Source organism: Pseudoalteromonas sp. XMcav11-Q (assembly GCF_040104525.1).
In the GTDB taxonomy this organism is placed as follows: Bacteria; Pseudomonadota; Gammaproteobacteria; order Enterobacterales; family Alteromonadaceae; genus Pseudoalteromonas.
Genome location: NZ_JBECOX010000032.1, coordinates 1 through 3924, shown reverse-complemented (window position 1 = coordinate 3924; position 3924 = coordinate 1). Strand labels below are relative to the sequence as shown.

Sequence of the window (3924 nt, the reverse complement as noted above, 5' to 3'; positions counted from 1 at the left end):
TTGCGGAGGTTGAGCTTTTAAGTGAGCGAGAGCGGTCTTATTTGCTCACGGAGTTGAATAGTACAGCTCAGGATGTTGAGGTGCCGAGCTGTTTATTGCATGAGTTGTTTGAGCGTCAAGCAAAGAGTCAACCGGATGCGGTGGCAGTGGAAACCGCCAGTGAAAGTATCAGCTATGGTCAGCTCAACCAACGTGCGGAAGCTGTCAGCCAGCATTTGTGCGCAAATTCAATATACCAAGTTGGGGATACCGTAGGCGTATATGTTGGGCGTTCGACAGATATGATGGTGGCAATACTGGCCATTTTAAAAGCGGGAGGTACGTACTTACCTTTAGAGCCCAGCTACCCAATTTCTCGAACTGAGTATATGTTGCAAGATTCGGAGGCGACTTGTGTACTTACCGACTCACCCCTTGAGTCTGATCTTAAGCATTTAGCCTTGGAACGTATTTGTGTTGCAAATGCTGTACAGACAGTCGTGGGAGAGGGTTGTAGTCAAAGTAGAGGAAAGTTAAGCGATACAGCTTATATTATCTATACCTCAGGTACGACAGGCAATCCAAAAGGAGTGGCTATTGCGCATCAAAGTGTGACTGAACTTGCGGTAGCCTTGAAAAAACGCTTACCTACAGGTCGAAATGCTCGTGTATTGCAGTTTTCAACCCCCTGTTTTGACGCTTCTGTTTTGGAGTGGGTGTGGGCATTGACGCAGGGCGCAAGTCTTCACATTTGTGGCGAGCAGGAAAGAGCAAACCCAGATCTTATGGCACGCTATCTCGTGCAGCAGAAAATTACGCATACATTACTAACTCCATCTTATCTTGCTCATCTACCATTTCGAGAGGATTATAACTTTGCAGCCTTGGCTGTAGGTGGAGAGGCTTGTGATGAGGAGCTAGGCTGGCGTTGGGCATGTCATTATCCAGTTTTTAATCTCTACGGCCCAACCGAAATCACCGTGTGCGCCAGTATTGCTGAAATTTATGAGAACGAACAGATCACTATTGGGCGGGCAATGCCAAATACTGAGCTATATATCTTGGATCAATCACAGCAGCTTTGCCCTTTTGGTGTTGCAGGAGAGTTGTACATTGGTGGTAATGGTGTAGCCAAAGGTTACATCAATAGAGCAGAGCTTACTGCTGAAAGGTTTGTAACATTGCCTAACTTAGCCCCTTGTAAACGTCTTTACCGGACTGGAGATTTAGTGCGTTACCTTGAAAGTGGTGAGCTTGAATATTTAGGCCGAGCTGACGAACAAATAAAAATTCGAGGATATCGCATTGAGCCTAGAGAGGTTGAACGTCAATTAGCGCTATTAGAGCAAGTTAACAAAGCGGTGATCAAGATAGATAAAGATGGTCAAGGTCACAATCGAATGCTTGCTTATATAGAGCCGATAACAACGGTGGGCCCTGATTTTGTTAGCCACATTAAGTCGCAATTACGCACTAACTTACCTGCCTTTATGGTGCCAGCAGCCATCATTACAGTTGAGCAATGGCCGTTACTTCCAAGCGGTAAAGTTAATAAGGCAGCTCTGAGCTATGAAATTGATAACGTGGAATCTGCGGTTAAAGCTCCCCGTGATGAGATTGAGCAAGCGCTAGCTGGTATTTGGCAACGTCTTTTGAGTATTCCCTACGAACAAATTAGTGTTGATGCTCACTTTATGGAGCTTGGAGGGCATTCATTACTTCTGATCCAATTACTGGCTGAAATCAACGATTATTGGTCACTAGAATTAAGCTTAGCAGAGCTGATCGCTCATCCAGAGATCGCTACATTAGCTGAGAAAGTACGGCAACTTCTGACGATACGAGACCTTAACAGACAAGCCAGTTTAGCCACTGTGATAGAGGAAGGGACGTTGTAATTCGTCCCTCTTTCCCTAATGCAATGGGTTAAAGTTTGCCCAAATAATGATATTGTGTTAAATATTGGTTGTTTTAAATTAACATGTTAGTATCTAAGTGTTATTAAAGTTAATATTTTGTCCGGATTCCCCTTGTTGACAGAGTAGCCGCCAAAATAAGTGTGAAAACAGCTCATGTAGTGGAGGTTGTCTAAATTTTCTGCGCAGTCACACGTGCGTAAGACAGGCCTTATTTGATGCTCAATAATAAGAATGAAAGCCTATTAGGGAAAATAATCTATGAGTATCAGTCAGCTAGTTGCAAGTGCCACGTCTTCAGGTGTGTACCTATATACAGAAGGCGGGCAGCTGAAATATAAATTATCGGTTGCTTCATTTCCTGAAAATCTCAAGCAAGAAATACTGGCAAACAAACAAGAAATTATTCATTTTTTAACAAAGAATGAGATTAATCCTAAGTCAACTATATCTGCGCTGGCATCTCATGACGGTCATTTCCCTCTCTCTTTTGCTCAGCAGCGCCTGTGGTTTATCGATCGCTTTGAAGGGCAGAGTGCACAATACAACATACCTAAGGTGATTAAAGTCGCAGGTGATTTCTCGGTTGATATTGCAGAACGAGCCATTAAGAAATTGATTTGGCGGCATAAAGTATTGCGAACCACTTACGGAGAGGTTGAAGGGGAACCCTTTCAGCAGATAAATCAAGAATTCAAATTTAAGATCAACCGCATTGATCTTTCTGCACTTGAGGCACAGTATCAACAACGTAAATTAGCTGAGTTGATCCGATATGATGCAGAAAAGAGTTTTGACTTGGCAACTGAGCTAATGCTACGGGTGAGTTATATTATAGTTGGCCCAGATAACCAAAATACTCTGTTATTTAATATGCATCACATCGCCTCTGACGGCTGGTCGATGAATATATTTGTACGTGAGTTTGTTGCTGAGTATCAAGCGCTGCAAATGGGACAAGAAACCAGACTTACTCCATTGGCTATCCAATATATTGACTTTGCTGTGTGGCAACGGCAGTGGCTAACAGAAAGTCGCTTAGCGGAGCAGTTACGTTACTGGCGACAGCAGTTATCAGGTGCTCCGTTATTGCATCGTTTACCTTTGGATTATCCTCGCCCAGAGCGCAAAGGTAATGAGGGAGCCAGAGTGTTCAGTCGCTATTCTACTGCGGCTATAGAGGCTTTTGCCATGCGCCATGGAATGACCCCCTTTATGGTTTTTCATGCAGCCCTGAGTATTGTACTTTGCCGTCACAGTAACCAATCAGAGTTTATTGTTGGGACTCCGTTTGCAAATAGACAAAACACAGCACTGGCACCGCTAATTGGCTTTTTTGTCAATACCCTAATTTTAAAGTCATCTATCAAACATGATACTGTCGCTGCATTTTTAACTCATATTCGTGATACCAATTTAGCCGCGCAAAGCTATCAAGACTTACCGTTTGAGCAGATTGTGGAGCATTGCCAAGTTGAGCGTAGCGTGCAGCATACTCCTATTTTCCAAGTGATGCTGAGTATGTTTCAGGGTGAGTCGTCAAGCAAGCCGAGCCTATCCCTTCAGGGAGTGGAGTTCGAGGAAGTCTTATCAGATAACATTACTACCAAGTATGACTTAGACATCAGCATTTCCCTGTCCGAATCTGGCTGCAAACTCACTTGGGTCTATGATACCGAGTTATTTAATGAAGAAACCATAACTCAATTTGATAGGCACTTCGGTAATGTTTTGGACAACCTTCTAACGCAACCTGTGGAGCAGCCCTTAGTAGAGTTGGAACTCTTAAGTGAGCGAGAGCGGTCTTATTTGCTCACGGAGTTGAATAGTACAGCTCAGGATGTTGAGGTGCCGAGCTGTTTATTGCATGAGTTGTTTGAGCGTCAAGTAAAGAGTCAACCGGATGCGGTGGCGGTAGAAACCGCCAGTGAAAGTATCAGCTATGGTCAGCTCAACCAACGTGCAAACCAATTGGCACGACAACTACAGCATCAAGCAGTGCAGCTAGGAGATGCGGTAGGGATATTGC

2 protein-coding genes are annotated in these 3924 nt (G+C 43.9%); both read left to right on the top strand.

The features are described from left to right. On the top strand, positions 1-1877 hold a 1877-nt coding region (locus tag ABMY45_RS23730), incomplete at its 5' end, for a non-ribosomal peptide synthetase (protein WP_349289594.1). A 279-nt stretch (positions 1878-2156) separates the two neighbouring features. Next, positions 2157-3924 (top strand): condensation domain-containing protein (locus tag ABMY45_RS23725; protein ID WP_349289593.1); only part of this gene is annotated, 1768 nt, incomplete at its 3' end.